Source organism: Mesorhizobium sp. 2RAF45 (genome assembly GCF_052115225.1).
Taxonomy (GTDB): domain Bacteria; phylum Pseudomonadota; class Alphaproteobacteria; order Rhizobiales; family Rhizobiaceae; genus Mesorhizobium; species Mesorhizobium jarvisii.
Genome location: NZ_JBFRGG010000011.1, coordinates 185,358 through 200,767, shown reverse-complemented (window position 1 = coordinate 200,767; position 15,410 = coordinate 185,358). Strand labels below are relative to the sequence as shown.

Genomic DNA, 15,410 nt, shown 5'->3' with positions numbered 1-15,410 from the left:
CTATGCGAAGCACTCGTATTCGACGCTCGTCGGCACCAGCCAATGCGTGTCGTCGGCGATGGCTTGGGCGACGTCAGGTGCCTTGGTGACGCGAACGGCGACGGTGCCGTAGATCATCCGGAGATCGGTCGGGAACCAGGCCACGACCTGCCCGACAATCTCGGCCGCGACGGACGCGTCCTGGTTTTTCTTGCTGAACACGTCGACCTGCAGAAGCCCGATGCGCTGGTGGGGTTCGGTTGAGCCGATGAAGAGCCGGCGATTGACGTTGGGTACGTGAGTGACACGGAGATAGCCGGTGATCGGCTTGATGAAATCCTCATTCGGCCATGCGACGGGCAAGGCCGGTGATAGGGTCAACGCGGCGACCCTCGCCTTCAAGGCTAGCCAGATCTGGGTCTCAATGGATGGCATTTCAGAGCCCCAGTCGCGTCTTCACTTCGGCCGCCTTGGCCTCGACGATCATGACCCAGCGCTGCGCCACCATCGTCACCCAAGGCCGCGGCGTCGTGCCGTTGGCCCCGTAGTGCACGAATGCCGCATAGTTGGCCGTGTAGCCGAGGTAGAGCGTGTCGCCGAGATCGGCGCCATTGATCACCAGGATGACGTCACCAAGGTCGGGCGGCACTGCTACGCCTGGATTGTCCCGCGACAGCGTTGGCATTGCCGAGGTCGACGCCATCAACGAGGCGCGGAGGAAGCCGGTTCGCTTGTATCCGGGCGCCTGCGGCTTGGCGTAGACCTCATCGGCTAGCAGCTGGTCGAGTTGGGAAACAAGCTCTTGTGCCGATTCCTTAAACACAATCTCGACGGCGACCGGCACCTTCAGGCACCAGTCGCCGACCGTCGCGGCGAAGGACTGCGCCATTATCGCACCAACTGGGCGACGAAATCGATCTTGTATTCGGCGAAGCACTTGCACCCGAGCGTGTGCCTGGTCGGAACGCCTGGCGCATGCGGGTAAGGAATGGCCGTCCCGTCAGGTGCGGTAAACGACTGATCGAACGGCACGACCTGGCCCTGCATGGCTATATGCTGCATCCTGCCGTGTTCTTGCGGGGTGTGTTTCCAGCCCTTCGTGACGTGCTGGGTCTGAAGGTTGCCCTTCTCCATCTGCTGACGGAAGGCGATGTCTTTCGACGCGCCGAGGGCTGCGAAAGTCTCGTGCAGGCCGATCGTGTCGGCCCTCAGTTTCAAAAGGTTGTCCGCATACCGCCCGGTGATCCTGTCGACCAACGCGGTAGGGATTGGTTTACCATCTCGGATCGCGGCTGTGATCGTGCGATCGAAACGTTTGTCGCGACGCTGCCGGTTCAGATAGGCCTTCCACTGGTCGGGCTCGCCAGTAAGCAGCTCTTGGCGGGCTCGGGCAATGTATTCGCTTTGCGCTGTGGTGAGCCCGATCAACCCGCCTTCACGCCTACCAGTGACGGCGCTGACCTTGCCGACAACAGCCGTCGCGGTCCTCATCGGATTGTCCCCGCGTGCCAGCCCTGTCTCCAGTGCAGTCCTGATCGCCGACTGCTGGTCCTGAACGATACCAATGATCAGCTGGCTAGAATGCGTCTGTAGCCATTGCTCTGCTGCCAGATTGCGTGCATCCCAGCGAACCACGACGCGATGGCCCAATGGATCGTGTAGCGTCGGCATGGCGCCGACAGCGGCAACACCACCGCCGTTGAACGCTGCTCTGATCGCCTCATCCAGTGGCCGGAAGGCTGCCGGGTCGAGGTTCATGGCATTGACCGCGCCGTTTATGTCGCCGCGCTCCAGCCGCTCGACGATTCGGCGCAGAACTATGTTCGAGGTTATATCGTCGATCGCCTGGATAAACGCGTTGCGAACGGCTGGTTCGAACTGGGATACAAGAATTTCAAGGCGCTGACGAGCCGTGAGCCTGACGAGCATTACTGAATTCTCTGTGGGGCAATGATCTTCACTTTGCCACGCATCTCTTCAGTGACTAACTGTCCGTTCTCGAACACCAAGAGCTGGAGATCATCACGCAGGGCCCGCAGAATATAACCGTCCTCTTCATCTGCCGTGATGACATCTTTCAAGTCGATGCCATCAAGGTAGATGCGGACGCCACGGCGGCGCTCTGCAGACACATAGCCAGCGTCGTCATTATCTGCTGAAATGCGCATGGGGTATTCATCGTAGGGGGGATCAATGGACGAATTCCAAGACTTCTTGGACGAGTACGACGATCTTACAGAGCGGCTTCTTAGGGCGCGCTATCAAGACTTTGCCGCTCTGGCCAAGCGCGTCATGCAGATGTTTGATCGAGCCCCGGAGGCGACATCGACAAGAGTCCGATGGCTTCGCTCACTCTTCCCAATCGGGAAAGTAGAGGCTGACGTGTTAGTAGCCCCGCAGGGTATGGTAGGCTCCGGTCGCATGAATTGGCCACAGGACTTGGAGCAATCGCTCGGCGCCCAGCTCAATCTTCTTCAGTCATTCACTGACAAAGAGGATACTGCTTGGCAATTCGCTCACAATTTTTTCTACAGCCGCTCAAACAATATCAACGACACGCTCCACGAAATGACGGAGCACTTGTTCGAGCCGATGTTTCGCGACCTGCGGCGGTACCTCACCCGCCAACGGAACAACCCTGTAGAAATCGAGGAAATCCCGGCTTCCGACCGGATCGTTCAAATCGATCATAATAAAGCCAGCTACCAGGAAGCCATTGGCTCGATAGCCGGCGCAAGTGAAGCACTGATAGGCGACAATACCATCGGGCCAGCCGATCGGGATCGGATAAAATTCGAATTAGATGCCGGCATCCTATTATTAACGGCACAGACAGTGACGATGTCAGCTATTGAGGCTGTTCTCGTGAGAGCATTGCGTTGGCTATCCTCAAACTTTGCAGGTGCCGCGCTCGGGATAGCAGCTGAGCGCGCATTGAGCGCTGTTCTATTGCTCTTGGGCGGAAGTTAGGTAGCGCAGAACGCCTTCCACGCCACCGTTGAACCCGCTGCCGGAATAGGCGTCAGATTTGTGATTGTGCGGTCGGTGCCGTGGATGACGAGAAGATCGGTCAATAGCGGTACAACGGCGGGCACGTCGAACGTCACCATGTCGCCAGTCTCGACGATCAAGACGCCGTTTTCGTAGCGCTGGTGCATGCGCTTCACCGCGGCATTGAGCGGCCAGATCTGCACGGTCGGCTCATCCGGCACCCATGGCTGGTCAGGATCGACGGCGCCGGGCGTTTCGCGCTTCAACTGCACAACGCCCTGCCCTAGCCCGCCGTCGGCGTCTGGCTGCAGCAGTTCGGTGACCATCTCGGCCATGTCATCGTAGAAGCCCGCCATCACACCACCAAGATCGCCGGCAAGCCATGGACAGGCCCGATCAGCGGCGCCAGAAGACCCTCGATGATGGTCGACACTGGCGCGTCAGGCGCGAAGATATTGCCGGTGAATCCCGGTTCGAAGAACTCGCGTTCGATGCCCTCAACCTTCTGGCGTTTTACCTTCTTCGCCGGATCGAAGCTGATCGATAGTGACCCAGGCTTCTTCAATTCGATATAGGCGGCCTCATAGCTGGCCAGCTCAACCCTCGTGGGTACCAGGTCAGATGCAAGGGCCGAACCATAAGCAGTCGCGCCGGTACGGGGCCATTCCCGCTCTTGCACGATGCCGCCGGTGGGCTGGCCCGTAAACCTGAGACCATAAGTCCCATCGATGTAGGCGCTGCCCCGCTGCCTCAGTGCAGCAATCGGGGCATCCGCCGCATAGGTGTAGCCGGCCGCGTCCCAATACGCCTTGAGGGCGCTATCCGATCCGTAGCCGGCCATGGTCGTTACTCCGGCTTCGTTGCCAGATCTTCGAGAGCCGCGACGATCTCGGCCTTCTTCTCAGGTGTCTTATCGCCGAGCAGCTTGGAAGCCGCCGACTTGAACGCCATGAAGTTGCCGTCGGCCAGAGCGAGGACTTCGGGCGCCGTCTTTGCATCGCCAGGCTCGTGGGGCCTGTCGGCCTTACCCCCTCCCTCGAAGCCGAACCAGCCGGTCGCCTTGGCAACCTTCAGTTCCGCGTCCGACAGTTCGACCTCGGCGGACTGACCCGGCTCGACGAGAACCGGTCCATCCTGGGTGTTCAGGCCGCGCGGGCCTGCCTGGTTGTTGGTGACTTTCATGGTCGCCTCCTTAGATGCCGTCGAGGTAGCGAACGGCCTTCGGCCGGCGGATATCGACGCCACCCAGGCGGAAGATGCCGGGCACGTCGAACTTGATCGGGCCTGTCTGCCACGCCGGCAGGAACCGGAACGGCATCGGCATGTGCATTTTCAGCACTTCCGGGCTACGCCGATAGGCGACCATGCGCTTGGTACCGCCGGCGCCGGCCGTATCGAGGTAGCCGAACACCCCGCGGATAGTGAGCGGCTGACCCGTGGTGCGGGTGTAGATGTTGTTGCGCTCGATCCATTCCAGGATCGTGGTCTGGTTGACCGCATCGATGCGGCGCGTAGACAGGTCGAGCAGCACCGAATACGGCAGAAGCAGAGTATCCGCGATCTCCGCGCCCAGCGTCCCGGTGAAGATGCCGGTCAGCTGGCCGTTGATGTCGCGCAGGATCTGATCCGGCGTCTTCGACACGAATGTCGTCGCCGAACCGGTACCGTCGGCCGGAGCCGTGGTTGCAGTCGGGGTCGATGCATTGACGAGACCCGAGAAGCCCTTGCCGGCATCGCCGATGAAGGCGACCTGGTCGATCTTCTCCTCGGCGACGCGACGGGCCGAACTCGCTTTGTCGTTGCTGAGGTTCATCCCGAGCAGCTGGGCGGTGCCGAGCTCCTCGAGATTGTAACCGTAGCCGATCGCCGCCATGGAAACGGTGGTCTCGAACTTCTCGCGGGTCAGCTCGACCTTGGGCACGTCGTGCGCATTGCCGTTGAACCACTGCGCCTGGCCGACCGAATCCATCGAGAAATAGGTGACGGACTGGATCCACTCGGGCGCCGAAGTGTCGACCGGGATCAGGGACGGATACTGGATGTCCTGATACCGGATCGCGTAAACCGTCGGCTCGATGAGCGAGGCCTGACGGATAAGAAAGCTCATCGCGACTTGCTGAGCGTCCTGCATGATGTGTGCGTTCATTGTGGCCGCTCCTGTTAGCCGAGGCGCAGCGCAGCGAGGCCGGCACCGGCGGTGCTGGTATCCCACTGAGCGTTGGCGATGAGGGTGTTGCCGGAAGCGGAGTTCGTGAGAACGCCGGTTGCCGGGACGTAGTAGACGGGATCGCCGACGGCGACCGCGACCGAAGCCTGGACGACGATGACGCCCTTCTTCATGATCGCAGCCGTGGCATACTGCTCGTACTTGCCAGTCGGCTGGGTTTCGTCGAGCACGGCGATGCCGCAGAACTTGACGGTGGCTTCGCTGTCAACGACCTGGTTGTCGGCCGTGCCCTGAACAGCGACCTTGCCGAAGCCGATCCCTTCCGCGTCCTCGCAAAGGCGCGAGACGATGACGGACGGCTCCATGTCGAGGACCATGCCCTCGATCCAACGCGCATGCTGTGCGCTATAGTTGATCTGGATTGCCGGCATGACTAGGCCTCCTTCTTGTTCTGCCAAGCCGACGCGAGATGATCGGTCATGGCCTGGTGCGCTGTGGTGACGTTGCCGGCCGCGTCATTGCTCTGCAGGCCGGATTGAACGACCTGACGGAACGGATCGGCGCCGCCAATCTTCTTCGCTGCGTCCTCAACCAAGATGTCGAAGCGCGCGTCGATGTAGGCGTCGGCCTTGTCCTTCACTGCCGCGTCGCCCAAAACGGCGGTGACTGCGGCCTTGCGGATAGCGCCGTCGCTGAGCCCGTCGGTCTTGATGTCCTTGGCGATTGCCTTGGCCTTGGTGATCAGGTCGGCGCGGGCCGCGACACGCTTGTCGAGGTCGGCATCCGAAAGCACCTTGGCGTTGGCGGCGTCGCGTTCGGCATGGGCCTTGGCGAGGTCGGCATCCTTGGCAGCAAGCGCGGCCTGATGCTTCGTCTCGGCATCGACCAGCTTTGCCGCCGAGGATTCGAGATCCTTGAGCAGCTTGGTGATGGCCTGGGCGCCCTGATCGGTGGTGGTCACCGACAGTCCGTCCACGACCACAGTGCGAAGTGCATCACTCATGGTGATGGTCTCCTTGTCAGTGGTTGAAATCGGGGCGGCGCCCCACGGTCCCACATCGTCGCCGATGCGAGCTTTTGAACCGGCCCGAGCTCGATCGACGAGCGCCAGGTGGTTGATCTTGATGCCGCGCTGCTGCGCGTCGTAGGCCTCGCCATCGGCGGTTACGCCGGGCGTGAAATCCAGATCGCAGGTGTAGCCGGCGGAAAGCTCGCGTTTGCCATCGATGACGGACTTGATGGCGGCCGCATCCTTGAGGACTAGCGGCAGCATGACCCATTGGCCGTCCTGTTTGGCGGCGGTCGAGACCTCGCCAACGGACAGGGCTTTCCAATTCTCGGCCGTCACCTCTTCGTCGGGGTGATCGACCGTGATCGGGGCGTGGGAGAATGACTGCAGGCTGTCGGGCGCGAACACCTGGTCGGCCGCGCGATAGACCCGCACTACGTCCTGACCCGGCTTGCCGACCTCGTGCCCCGCGTAAAGCTGGATGCCTGTGCGGACAGCCCTTGCCGTCGCTACGAGGTAGCCGTCGGCGGTCTGGCGCGTTCCCGCGACAGTTACAGCGTCGGTGAATTGCATTGCTTCAAAGCCTCTGTCAGAAACCCAGGAGCGGAGGGCAATATGAGCAGATGGATAATTGCGGCGATCACCGTTGTGTTGGTGGTCGCATGGGGCCTGTGGGCAGCTCAGTTTTGGGCGTTGCCGATGCTCTTCGATGCGGTTCCTGATCTACCAAGCCGAGGTCAATGGGGAGATAGCTTCGGAGCTCTGAACGCGCTGTTCTCCGCGTTCGCTTTCTCAGCCGTTCTGATCACACTTTGGATACAGCAGCGCCAGATCAATGACGCCCAACGTGATCAGCATCGCCAGCGTTTTGACGAGACTTTTTTCAAGCTTCTCGCACTTTTGCGAGATGTCAGATCGGAGCTTAGATACACTCCGTCAAGCTATGAAAAGCCAATCACGATGGAGGGAGCCCAGGCACTGCAGGGCGCAGCCTCAGACGCGAGATACTACCTGCTGGCCAAGAAGCCTGTGGACCGCGATTTTTCCGCCATCGAAATCGGTAATATTTACAGCAGCAACGTACACAAGCGGTCAGAAGCTGGCCTCGGCCCCTATTTCCGTCTGATCTACACCCTTCTCAAGCGAATAGACTCTGAAACCGTGCTGTCCGCCGACGAGAAAGTGGCGTACAGCAACCTGCTTCGCGGACAGTTGGGAAGCCCGGAAATAGAACTACTGGCTCTTAATGGTCTAACCCGCGAATCCAAGGATTTGGCGACCTACCTGGGCCGATTTCGCATGTTGAAGTATATGACCGCAGGTCCAATTCGTAGCCACGTCGAAAGGTGCTACCCACCGGAGGCCTTCGCGCCCAGAGCAGACTAGGCTGCTGCATTCTGATTGGCAGCAGCCGCGGCCACGATATCCTCCTCGCTCGGCTCCTGCTCGGCCAATGTGCCGAACTCCTCGATCGCGGCCTCGAGCCCAGGGAGCGAACCATCTTCGACGAACGCGTTGATCAGCGCTTCAGAAAGCGCATCGATCGGGATCAGTGGCGATTGACCGTTGCCGCCGGCAAGAGTTCGGCCAGCGTCGGCCTTGGTCTTGAAAACGTCGGCCTTTTCCTTCTCCGACATGCCCCAGAGCGGCGCCCACTCATAATAGACGTCGGAAGGACGGGAGCCGAGAGCGGAGCGGATCAGCGCCTCATCCAAGCGATGCATCGCCGGCGTCATCTCGACTTCCTGCATGGCGCTGAGGCGGTCGTAATAGTTGCGAAGATCGGATTCGCCCGTCGCGTTCATGCCAGCAGGGGCTTGGCCAAGAAGGCGCGTTGCCGGGATATCGGCGGCGCCGGAGACGATCTGCAGGAACCGATCAAGGACATCGGGCAGCGTGGCGAACGAAGCAGACTTCTGCTCGTATTCCTCTTCCTTGTCGAGGAGCAGCGTCCCGTTGATGCCCTTGGCAGTGTTGGCCAAGGTGTACCGCTCCAGGATCTTGGCCTTGTAGTCCTCGCTCGCCAGACTCGCCATGAAGTTCGGCACCTTGATGATGTCGACCTTGGCCTCGAACACCAAGCTGGCGATGTTCGCCGCGGTGCCGTCGGCCTGCTTGATCGCATCCATCACCGACTGGAGCACGCTATCGCCCCAAGACGACTGGCCCTCGACCAAGTCAACGTCTGGCTGGGTGTTGCCCTGGAAGATGACGAGGCGCGACGGGTGGATCTGCACCTGCGCGGTGCCGGCCGTCAGCGTGAAGAATTTCGGCTGGCCGTAGAATTCAGATGCCGGGTCGCGGTCGATCTCTCCGGCGGTCAGCTGGCGGCGCGACAGAACGGTGAGGTATTTGACCCCGCCCTTGCCGACACGCTCAATCTCAAGTAGCGCTGCCAAATCCGCGTCGCCGGTGCCGATATGAATGGCAGCCCCGCCCCATAGCCTTGCCTTGACCTTGGCCTCGAAAACCTTGCCGCGAACGTTGAGCCGCTTCTCCTCCGCCTCGATCGGCTCGATGCTGTCTCCCTCGGCCTGCCAGTCGCGCCAGGAACGAACGGCGTCAAAGGCCGGAATGTCGACGATCTTCCTAGGCAACCATGCCGTGCGATAGGCCGCCAGCAGTTCGGGGTCCGAAAGAGGCGTGAAGGCGTAAAAGCTCGACGCCGCCTTGTCCCGGCCCGTTCCCATGCGGGATACGAGGTTGGTCAAACTGTCGCGAACCAGCGCAATGACATTCGCCATTCCAACCTCGATCCCCGGAACGATTTACTTGGCCTGACGTTGGCACGGCAAAGGAGAGCCCCATGCCGAATGATGAAGAATTTGCCGACGAGTTCTGGGACTCGATCAGGTCTGACATGACCGCGATGATTGGGACACGTAAGTTGCACCCGAAGCCCATGACAGCTCAATTTGATGGCGATCGTCGAACGATCTACTTCTTTACGGCGTCAGACACCGCGTTGGCATCGGGCGCTGCCGCCCCGACCGACGCAACTTTGGTATATGCATCGAAAGGCCATGATCTGTTCGCGACAGTCCAAGGGACACTGCAGGTCGACAACGACCGCGCGCTTATCGATCGGCTTTGGAACCGTTTCGTGGCCGCTTGGTTCGAAGGCGGCAAGGATGATCCAAAGCTCTGCCTCCTGCGATTTGATCCTGGCGAAGCTGAAATCTGGAAAGACGCCTCGAGCATCGTGGCCGGCGCCAAGATGTTTCTTGGGCTGGGCGATCCGAAAGAAGACTACAAGGACAGCGTAGCGACGGTTAGCCTGAACTAGATATTCGCCAAGGTGTAGGTGCTGGCATCGATCAGGGCGTTGAATGCCCTGCTTGTGCTGTCAGCATCGTCATCGTGCGCGGCTTCGGGAAACCCTTCGAGCGCTGAGAACCATGCTTCATTCCACGGCGCTCGCAGGACCAAAACATTGCCCGCTTCAGCCTGCGCAGAGAACGGGCTGAACCGCGTGATCTTATCGCCGGATTCTGGCGTTGCCCTGGCATCGAAGCCGATGAGCAGTTTTACCAGGTTCGTCACCTGCGACTTACCCGCCTGCCCGGGATCTTGTGGAAGCGAGATTTTCGCATTCGCGCCGTCGGCTTCGGCCGTGTTCTTGATCAGGCGCTCGACGCCGGCAGGCGAGAGGAAGTCCTTGACGTGATGTCCGACGATGTAGCGGCCATCGGGTAGCTTTCCGATCTTCGTCCCAGCCGTGCCGTCAGGATCGTTGCCTTCGACCTTCGGTGTCGAGGCCAAGTCCCAGCCGCGCATCCATGTGACGCCAGCGGGCACTGCGTCTACGACTTCGCACCAGCCACGCTGGAACAGCAGGCCAGCAGCCGGGCGGATTTTCCAGTTGCCGCCGAGAAGGCGCTCCCGCTCTACCGTCGGCTGCGCCATCAGGTTGGCGAGGTAGCCGGGGTCCGCTGCCATCAGCAAAGCGTTGTCGCTGAGCTTGGCAGGGATGAACGTCACAGACTTCGGCGGGATCGGCTCGCCGTCAATCGGATTGACGTGGCGAGCAAGCTCCTCTCTGCTGCTTGCCCAAATGATCGTGTCCCCGATGCGAATGAACCAGCGGATGACGCCGGCGCGCTCGGGTATTGCGAATCCCGTATCCTGGTCGATCCACCAGGAGATGAACTCGGCCACCCAGCTATCAGCATCAGGGTTGCAGGTCGCTCGAACGTAGGGCCGCACGCCACACATGGAGCGATTGCGGCTCAGCATGTACCAGAACTGCTTGGCCGAGAAATGCGTCAGCTCGTCGAAGCAGATCAGCGGGATCTGTGCGCCCTGCCAGTTGTAGATCGTCTTTTCGTGCTCGAGATGCGCGAACGAGACGGTGGCGCCGGCTGGGAAGGTCCAGCTTAAGTCGGGCGCCGATCGTGGCTGCGCATTCAGGCCAGGATAGAGCTTTTCGCTTTCATCCCACAGGCCGCCTTCGTTCCTGACCTAAGTGAGGTTGCGACGGAAGAAGACCGCGCCAAACCCAGGATTGGCCACGTGCCGAAGCGGCTCCATGAGCAGCGCCCATGTCTTTCCGCCACCAGCTGCGCCACCGTAGATCGCGATATCCGCCGAGCTGGCCAGGAAGGTTGTCTGTGGCCCGGCCTGTGGACGAACGATAGTTGGGCCGCCCTGCCCTTTCTCAACTCCTGCCATTGTCGGGCAACTGGAAGATGGTGACCGGTGAAACTGGAACCGGCAACTCCTTCCCGTCCTTTCCCGTCAACTCTCGGCGGTTCGTGTAGGCGTTGCCGACTTCCTCGGCCGCCTGCCTGTGAAGCTGCGCGGCCAGGCTCATGTTGCCCATTGTCTCGGCCTTGTCGGCCATGCGTTGGAGAGCGCGGAGACGGACGGCGCGATGACTGATGGCGATGGCGGCCGTGTCTTCAAGGAACGTCTTGCGGGTTTCCTCGAACAGCGACCGCCACTTAGGTGCCAGGCCACTTGCCGCCTTCTTGTTCGGGTCATGACTTTCGACAAGTTGCCGGCTCACTTCCTGAGCGAATTCTGCCTTGACCGCTTTTGCAACGACCGACGGGCTGTCGAAACAGGCCAGCGCTTGAACGATATAGGTCTTCACCTCATCCGACAGTTTCGCTTTGGTCATGGGTGTGTCAAAGCCCTGTCAAATCACAAGGAGAAGCTCATTGCCTGCCCAATTCGTACAAGCCATAGCTCGATATGGCGTCTTTAAGGGAACCACAGAGAACCGGGAGCTTTCGCAAAGAGAAAAGCTTGAAGAGGCTATTATCAACCTCGCAACTGCCCTTGGCGAAGAGACGGTCGAAAGGGCGAGTGCCCAATCAGGGACTATCTATCGCGTCAGCCCGGACAGCTTTCAGAGTGCATCAAATACGATCGTGTCACTTTCAAAGCGACTTGCCGAGAGGTATCAGGCCACACGCAGGCGGCAGGTGCCGCAGGCTTGAGCGATATGGACATTAGCGACCTCCGGCCCTTTGTTGGCCGCATCGATTAATGCACGAACGCCGGCAGCATCAGCACCATATCGCCTGACAACTCCAACGAACTCTTCCACGTCGTGACCGCGAATGGTGAAGGCCGGCAACCCGCTCCTACGGAACTTCGGCTGACCGAACATGTCGCGCTCTTGCCCGCAGTGGTAAAGCTCATGCTCGACCAGGGCGCAGAACTCGGCATCACTGCACTGGCTGGCGTAGTGAGCATCAAACGTCAGGATGAAATCCGGGACGTCGCCGAACCAGTCGAGGATCTGACGCTCGATACGAGCCCGAAGCCATTTTCCCGCCGGCGGCAATCCTCGCTCAGCCTGGCCGATGATCGATCGCCCTGACCTGCCGTTCGGGACGTTTGTCCAAAGTGCTCCGATGTTTGCCTGGTTAAGGTGGCTGTGGTCATCGTTTCGGAGTGAAGCCTCTTCAACAATGAAGGTGGCGAGTGCCCATTGGACCAGTTCCCCGGCTGCCAAGAATTTGATCTCGTTTGCTTCAAGTAATTCGGCAGGAGGAAGCGGACGCTGCTTGTGGACGAACGCCATTGGTGATTTACTTATGATTTCGACCCACGGGAGGCAATACAATGATCAAACTTACACGGTTTGACGGCGTGGCCGTCGAAGTAAAAGCGGAGCTAATTGTCCGAGTGAGACAGTCCGTGATTCCAGTTCTTAAGGAACATGGGAATTCACGCGTCGACGGCCTGGTAGTGCCATTTTATATGGATATGCCTCAAACTATCGCCGATGCAGTTCGCGCTGAGATCAAAACTTTTACGAGTTTAAACCAACCAGGTGGCAAGCCCGTTTGGTTTGACGGCGCAAAGGCGAGCGGCCCAGTGCCGCTATCATCGGTGAACCAGCAAGCTTTAAAGGAAGGCAAAGCCAACTCAGCTGTCCAGATCGGAAATGCGGTCCAGCTTGTCAGCAACAGCCCCCAGGAGGTTTTCAAGTTGATCTCGGACATGGGCGGCAATCCAGAACCGCCAATAGACAATTCCAAGATTGCGAAAATCCAGACTTTAAATAAGGCGGACGGGACAGAGACGCCAGTTTGGGACGAAGCTCTTTATACAGATCCGACAAGCTGACAAATTTGCACTTTGGGCGGGGAGCGGTGACGCTCTCCCCTATGGCCCGGCGAGTATCCCCTCCGACGGAGGTCCGCTACAGAACAGCCAAATCACCTGAGCACGGATGATAGATCACCTGTGCGCCAGAATGCAAGGGATGTTCTTGATGCGTTCCAAAGCCGAGCCTACGGAAAATCGCCCCAAGGTCGGATAGAGCAGTTCAACGGGAGTATGGCGGTTTGCGCCAACTGCCGACGCGATGCACCAGACGATACGGGGCTGTTTGGGGCCGAAACCGGACCGGCAGTTGCTGCCTGAATGACGCCAGAGGCGCATTGCGGTCTGGCAGCTTCGGGGTCAAAAGCTGTCTGCCGCTTCTGGGCCTCCGGGACTGACCGTCTTGTCGTCATATCGCTTTCCTATGTGAGGCAGAGTTAAATTGCATAGCCAGCGACCCACAATGTGATAAGGTGTACCATGTTTTCCGGCCGGGCATGAATTCGGGCCGGCTTTGATGCCGAGTGATGGCTCGCTTCGCGAGCTTTCGGCCCTTGAGGGCCAATTCCATGGCATCCGTTTCAGCATCCCATCTGGAAGCCGCGAGCACGCTCGCAGTGGTCGTTTCGTCGAACGAGCCGCTTCTGTTTCTGACCGATGATCTGAGGATCATTGTTGTCAGTGCCTCGTTTTGCCGGACCTTTCAGATCGATCCCGCAACGGTCTCAGGCAAATTGCTCTCGGAAATCGGCACCGGCGAATGGGACATGCCGAAGCTGAACTCATTGCTCAAGGCAACCGCCGCCGGCAGCGCCAAGATCGAGGCCTATGAGATCGACCTGAAGCGGGCGGGCCAGAAGACCCGCCAGTTGGTCGTGAACGCGCGTGTGCTCGAAGACGGCGATCCCGATCGAATTCGCCTGCTGCTGGCCGTAGCCGACGTCACGGATGCTCGCGCCGAGGCCCGTCAAAAGGACGATCTCATTCGCGACAAGGCAATCCTGATGCAGGAAGTGCAGCACCGGGTCGCCAACAGCTTGCAGATCATAGCCAGCGTGCTGATGCAGAGCGCGCGAAGGGTGCAGTCCGAGGAGGCCCGCGGCCATCTGCACGACGCCCACAACAGGGTGATGTCGATCGCGGCCGTGCAGCGGCACCTCGCCCAGTCCGGCGTGGAGAATGTCTCGCTGCGGACCTATTTTACGCAATTGAGTGAAAGCCTTGGCGCGTCGATGATCTCCGACAGGGACCGGCTTTCAATCGTCGTTTCCGTCGACGACAGCGTCGTGAAGTCGGACATTTCGATCAGTTTGGGGCTGATCGTCACCGAACTGGTGATCAACGCGCTGAAGCATGCGTTTCCGCAGGAGCGGTCCGGCAAGATCTCAGTCGATTACCGTTCGCAGGGGCAGGATTGGACCCTGTCAGTTAGCGATGACGGGATCGGCATGGGCGACAGTGACACAAAGGCCGGGCTTGGCACCGGTATCGTAGAGGCGCTTGCCAGGAACTTGCAAAGTGACATCAGCGTGACCGACGCAGATCCCGGAACTCTCGTATCTGTTAGGCACCTTGCCGACGTCATCGACAACGTGCCGGCGGCAGCATAGCCAGATGACCACCCCAAAATCCGCTGACGCGGGGCAACTATTGCCCAATGCAAAACTTGATTCCGCGCACGCCGGAGACATGACGGCAAACCGCAAGGCCGTCATTTTGATCGTCGAAGACAACGCCGTCATCAGGATGGGAGCCGCCGACCTCGTCGTCCATGCCGGCTACGAGGCGCTCGAGGCCAGCAATGCCGAGGAGGCAATTCGGCTGCTGGAGGCACGAACGGACATCGTTCTGGTGTTCACCGACGTCGGCATGCCCGGGACGATGGACGGGATCAAATTGGCCCATTACATCCGAAACCGATGGCCGCCGGTCAAGCTGATCGTCGCTTCCGGCCGGTCGATCATCGAACAGAGCCGGCTTCCCGCAGGAAGTCACTTTTTTCCCAAGCCCTATAGCGACAGAACGATCGTCGAACAGATGCGCCGGATGCTGTCGCCGATTGAAACGCGTGGGAAGCTTTAGGCGCGGATCGTCTGTCGCATTCTTTTAAGGCTTTAAGTCCGGCCTCACATCCAGTTGAATTTGTTAGATGGAACTAAATTGCGGTCGAAACCGTAGTGGGGGACTGCCGAGGGGATTCTCGAGATGAGCAATGGCGCGGTTCTGGTCGTGGAGGATGAGCAATTGATCCTGCTTGACGTCGAGTCGGCCCTGGAAGAAGCCGGCTTCGAAGTCGTGGCGGCTCACAATGCTGCCCAGGCCCTGGCGGCCTTCGACGCCGAGCCGGGCAAGTTCAAGGGCCTCGTCACCGACATACGCTTAGGGGCGGGGAAATCCGGCTGGGAAGTCGCACGGCATCTGCGCCAGGCCAACCCGACAATACCCGTGATCTACATGAGTGGCGATAGCGCCATTCACTGGGGCGCCGAGGGTGTTCCGGAAAGCGTCATGATTACCAAGCCCTTTTTCCTGCCTCAGATCATCACGGCCCTGTCGACCCTGCTGAATCAACAGCATTCCGACCACACCTGATATGCCTGCCTGCGCTTGATCACGTTGCGCTCTGACCGTTGCATTACATTGAGCGAACCCGCGCTGCCGCCGACGACCCAACCGTCCCTGTCGGCCGAGCTGTTCGTAGAG

The 15,410-nt window shown here is 59.8% G+C and carries 21 protein-coding genes; 7 read left to right on the top strand and 14 right to left on the bottom strand.

The genetic code is table 11. The annotated features are described in order from the left end of the window. The 4 genes from AB4Z43_RS25055 to AB4Z43_RS25040 are packed head-to-tail and all read right to left on the bottom strand — an operon-like array spanning position 1 to position 2,147. A complete protein-coding gene (locus AB4Z43_RS25055) occupies positions 1 to 414 on the bottom strand; it encodes a DUF4128 domain-containing protein (RefSeq protein WP_441939298.1) in 414 nt (137 codons plus the stop codon). A gap of 1 nt (position 415) precedes the next feature. Further along, a complete protein-coding gene (locus tag AB4Z43_RS25050; protein ID WP_441939296.1) occupies positions 416 to 868 on the bottom strand; it encodes an HK97 gp10 family phage protein in 453 nt (150 codons plus the stop codon). After that, positions 868 to 1,908 (bottom strand): head morphogenesis protein, encoded by a 1,041-nt coding sequence (locus tag AB4Z43_RS25045; RefSeq protein ID WP_441939295.1) that lies wholly within the window; start codon positions 1,906 to 1,908, stop codon positions 868 to 870. Before AB4Z43_RS25045 ends, AB4Z43_RS25050 begins: the two co-directional genes overlap by 1 nt. Next, a complete protein-coding gene (locus AB4Z43_RS25040; protein WP_441939293.1) occupies positions 1,908 to 2,147 on the bottom strand; it encodes a hypothetical protein in 240 nt (79 codons plus the stop codon). Before AB4Z43_RS25040 ends, AB4Z43_RS25045 begins: the two co-directional genes overlap by 1 nt. Positions 2,148 to 2,172: 25 nt before the next feature. On the opposite strand from AB4Z43_RS25040, the gene AB4Z43_RS25035 reads away from it, so the two are divergent. Beyond that, the gene (locus tag AB4Z43_RS25035) at positions 2,173 to 2,949 is read left to right on the top strand and encodes a hypothetical protein (protein ID WP_441939291.1); all 777 of its coding nucleotides are present in this window, start codon (positions 2,173 to 2,175) and stop codon (positions 2,947 to 2,949) included. Here AB4Z43_RS25035 and AB4Z43_RS25030 read toward each other — a convergent pair. The 6 genes from AB4Z43_RS25030 to AB4Z43_RS25005 are packed head-to-tail and all read right to left on the bottom strand — an operon-like array spanning position 2,946 to position 6,719. Continuing rightward, entirely contained in the window at positions 2,946 to 3,326 is a 381-nt protein-coding gene (locus tag AB4Z43_RS25030; protein ID WP_441939289.1) for a hypothetical protein, read from the bottom strand. The genes AB4Z43_RS25035 and AB4Z43_RS25030 overlap by 4 nt on opposite strands. After that, complete coding sequence (locus AB4Z43_RS25025; protein WP_441939287.1) at positions 3,326 to 3,811, bottom strand: DnaT-like ssDNA-binding protein; 486 nt, start codon at positions 3,809 to 3,811, stop codon at positions 3,326 to 3,328. Before AB4Z43_RS25025 ends, AB4Z43_RS25030 begins: the two co-directional genes overlap by 1 nt. A 5-nt stretch (positions 3,812 to 3,816) precedes the next feature. Further along, entirely contained in the window at positions 3,817 to 4,152 is a 336-nt protein-coding gene (locus tag AB4Z43_RS25020; RefSeq protein WP_441939285.1) for a hypothetical protein, read from the bottom strand. A 10-nt stretch (positions 4,153 to 4,162) separates the two neighbouring features. Further along, entirely contained in the window at positions 4,163 to 5,116 is a 954-nt protein-coding gene (locus AB4Z43_RS25015) for a DUF2184 domain-containing protein (protein WP_038645876.1), read from the bottom strand. A 14-nt stretch (positions 5,117 to 5,130) separates the two neighbouring features. Then, a complete protein-coding gene (locus AB4Z43_RS25010; protein WP_441939283.1) occupies positions 5,131 to 5,568 on the bottom strand; it encodes a structural cement protein Gp24 in 438 nt (145 codons plus the stop codon). A 2-nt stretch (positions 5,569 to 5,570) separates the two neighbouring features. Further along, positions 5,571 to 6,719, bottom strand: coding sequence for a DUF2213 domain-containing protein (locus AB4Z43_RS25005; protein ID WP_441939281.1), 1,149 nt, complete (start codon positions 6,717 to 6,719; stop codon positions 5,571 to 5,573). A gap of 42 nt (positions 6,720 to 6,761) precedes the next feature. On the opposite strand from AB4Z43_RS25005, the gene AB4Z43_RS25000 reads away from it, so the two are divergent. Beyond that, entirely contained in the window at positions 6,762 to 7,532 is a 771-nt protein-coding gene (locus AB4Z43_RS25000; protein WP_441939280.1) for a putative phage abortive infection protein, read from the top strand. Here AB4Z43_RS25000 and AB4Z43_RS24995 read toward each other — a convergent pair. After that, entirely contained in the window at positions 7,529 to 8,890 is a 1,362-nt protein-coding gene (locus AB4Z43_RS24995) for a DUF1073 domain-containing protein (protein ID WP_441939278.1), read from the bottom strand. The two genes, AB4Z43_RS25000 and AB4Z43_RS24995, sit on opposite strands and share 4 nt — an antisense overlap. A 62-nt stretch (positions 8,891 to 8,952) precedes the next feature. Between AB4Z43_RS24995 and AB4Z43_RS24990 the strand changes: the two genes are divergently transcribed. Further along, entirely contained in the window at positions 8,953 to 9,432 is a 480-nt protein-coding gene (locus AB4Z43_RS24990) for a pyridoxamine 5'-phosphate oxidase family protein (RefSeq protein ID WP_441939276.1), read from the top strand. Here the strand turns inward: AB4Z43_RS24990 and terL are convergent. The 3 genes from terL to AB4Z43_RS24975 form a co-directional block, all read right to left on the bottom strand. Then, complete coding sequence (gene terL, locus AB4Z43_RS24985) at positions 9,429 to 10,556, bottom strand: phage terminase large subunit (protein WP_441939351.1); 1,128 nt, start codon at positions 10,554 to 10,556, stop codon at positions 9,429 to 9,431. The two genes, AB4Z43_RS24990 and terL, sit on opposite strands and share 4 nt — an antisense overlap. Before the next feature lie 247 nt (positions 10,557 to 10,803). Beyond that, positions 10,804 to 11,268 (bottom strand): DUF2280 domain-containing protein, encoded by a 465-nt coding sequence (locus AB4Z43_RS24980; RefSeq protein WP_441939274.1) that lies wholly within the window; start codon positions 11,266 to 11,268, stop codon positions 10,804 to 10,806. 285 nt (positions 11,269 to 11,553) lie between these two features. Then, positions 11,554 to 12,180 carry a putative metallopeptidase gene (locus AB4Z43_RS24975; protein ID WP_441939272.1) on the bottom strand — a complete coding sequence of 209 codons (627 nt, stop codon included), beginning with the start codon at positions 12,178 to 12,180 and terminating at the stop codon, positions 11,554 to 11,556. 41 nt (positions 12,181 to 12,221) lie between these two features. Between AB4Z43_RS24975 and AB4Z43_RS24970 the strand changes: the two genes are divergently transcribed. From AB4Z43_RS24970 to AB4Z43_RS24955, 4 genes are all read left to right on the top strand, one after another. Next, positions 12,222 to 12,728, top strand: coding sequence for a hypothetical protein (locus AB4Z43_RS24970; protein WP_441939270.1), 507 nt, complete (start codon positions 12,222 to 12,224; stop codon positions 12,726 to 12,728). A gap of 548 nt (positions 12,729 to 13,276) precedes the next feature. Further along, a complete protein-coding gene (locus AB4Z43_RS24965) occupies positions 13,277 to 14,317 on the top strand; it encodes a sensor histidine kinase (protein ID WP_441939268.1) in 1,041 nt (346 codons plus the stop codon). A gap of 79 nt (positions 14,318 to 14,396) precedes the next feature. Beyond that, a complete protein-coding gene (locus tag AB4Z43_RS24960) occupies positions 14,397 to 14,789 on the top strand; it encodes a response regulator (RefSeq protein WP_441939349.1) in 393 nt (130 codons plus the stop codon). Between the two features lie 123 nt (positions 14,790 to 14,912). After that, a complete protein-coding gene (locus AB4Z43_RS24955) occupies positions 14,913 to 15,299 on the top strand; it encodes a response regulator (protein WP_441939266.1) in 387 nt (128 codons plus the stop codon). The last annotated feature ends 111 nt before the right edge of the window (positions 15,300 to 15,410 follow it).

Excerpts from the sequence above, each read along its gene's own strand:
- AB4Z43_RS25055 (WP_441939298.1), bottom strand. The coding sequence starts at position 414 with ATGCCATCCATTGAGACCCAGATCTGGCTAGCCTTGAAGGCGAGGGTC.
- AB4Z43_RS25050 (WP_441939296.1), bottom strand. The coding sequence starts at position 868 with ATGGCGCAGTCCTTCGCCGCGACGGTCGGCGACTGGTGCCTGAAGGTG.
- AB4Z43_RS25045 (WP_441939295.1), bottom strand. The coding sequence starts at position 1,908 with ATGCTCGTCAGGCTCACGGCTCGTCAGCGCCTTGAAATTCTTGTATCC.
- AB4Z43_RS25040 (WP_441939293.1), bottom strand. The coding sequence starts at position 2,147 with ATGCGCATTTCAGCAGATAATGACGACGCTGGCTATGTGTCTGCAGAG.
- AB4Z43_RS25035 (WP_441939291.1), top strand. The coding sequence starts at position 2,173 with ATGGACGAATTCCAAGACTTCTTGGACGAGTACGACGATCTTACAGAG.
- AB4Z43_RS25030 (WP_441939289.1), bottom strand. The coding sequence starts at position 3,326 with ATGGCGGGCTTCTACGATGACATGGCCGAGATGGTCACCGAACTGCTG.
- AB4Z43_RS25025 (WP_441939287.1), bottom strand. The coding sequence starts at position 3,811 with ATGGCCGGCTACGGATCGGATAGCGCCCTCAAGGCGTATTGGGACGCG.
- AB4Z43_RS25020 (WP_441939285.1), bottom strand. The coding sequence starts at position 4,152 with ATGAAAGTCACCAACAACCAGGCAGGCCCGCGCGGCCTGAACACCCAG.
- AB4Z43_RS25015 (WP_038645876.1), bottom strand. The coding sequence starts at position 5,116 with ATGAACGCACACATCATGCAGGACGCTCAGCAAGTCGCGATGAGCTTT.
- AB4Z43_RS25010 (WP_441939283.1), bottom strand. The coding sequence starts at position 5,568 with ATGCCGGCAATCCAGATCAACTATAGCGCACAGCATGCGCGTTGGATC.
- AB4Z43_RS25005 (WP_441939281.1), bottom strand. The coding sequence starts at position 6,719 with ATGCAATTCACCGACGCTGTAACTGTCGCGGGAACGCGCCAGACCGCC.
- AB4Z43_RS25000 (WP_441939280.1), top strand. The coding sequence starts at position 6,762 with ATGAGCAGATGGATAATTGCGGCGATCACCGTTGTGTTGGTGGTCGCA.
- AB4Z43_RS24995 (WP_441939278.1), bottom strand. The coding sequence starts at position 8,890 with ATGGCGAATGTCATTGCGCTGGTTCGCGACAGTTTGACCAACCTCGTA.
- AB4Z43_RS24990 (WP_441939276.1), top strand. The coding sequence starts at position 8,953 with ATGCCGAATGATGAAGAATTTGCCGACGAGTTCTGGGACTCGATCAGG.
- AB4Z43_RS24980 (WP_441939274.1), bottom strand. The coding sequence starts at position 11,268 with ATGACCAAAGCGAAACTGTCGGATGAGGTGAAGACCTATATCGTTCAA.
- AB4Z43_RS24975 (WP_441939272.1), bottom strand. The coding sequence starts at position 12,180 with ATGGCGTTCGTCCACAAGCAGCGTCCGCTTCCTCCTGCCGAATTACTT.
- AB4Z43_RS24970 (WP_441939270.1), top strand. The coding sequence starts at position 12,222 with ATGATCAAACTTACACGGTTTGACGGCGTGGCCGTCGAAGTAAAAGCG.
- AB4Z43_RS24965 (WP_441939268.1), top strand. The coding sequence starts at position 13,277 with ATGGCATCCGTTTCAGCATCCCATCTGGAAGCCGCGAGCACGCTCGCA.
- AB4Z43_RS24960 (WP_441939349.1), top strand. The coding sequence starts at position 14,397 with ATGACGGCAAACCGCAAGGCCGTCATTTTGATCGTCGAAGACAACGCC.
- AB4Z43_RS24955 (WP_441939266.1), top strand. The coding sequence starts at position 14,913 with ATGAGCAATGGCGCGGTTCTGGTCGTGGAGGATGAGCAATTGATCCTG.